Source organism: Marinobacter sp. H13, assembly GCF_059072335.1.
The window spans coordinates 1-226 of sequence record NZ_JCACRU010000007.1 but is presented as its reverse complement, the minus strand read 5'-3'; the positions used below and the strand labels follow the sequence as shown (position 1 = coordinate 226).

The 226-nt window shown below is 52.2% G+C and carries 1 pseudogene; it reads left to right on the top strand.

Features of this window, described 5'->3' with window-relative positions:
- A pseudogene (locus AC5JQH_RS21415) lies at nucleotides 1-226 on the top strand (ATP-dependent DNA helicase); the annotation flags it as partial.

Below are 226 nucleotides of genomic sequence, written 5' to 3'. Positions count from 1 at the left end.
TCCAGGCGGCCAGAGGCTGGAGTTCAAGCTGCATGGGGATGATTTCTTTATTGATCTGAGGGTAGGCGACCCGATCCTATTCACTAGGAACAACTATACTGTCGGCATCCAGAACGGATCTCTTGGTGTCCTATCCTCAGCAGACCGCGCTTTTCAAGGCGACCAGGAGACATTTGGTGTCGTAACTCTGGATACCGGAGAGGAGATAGACATCACCGAGGATGTG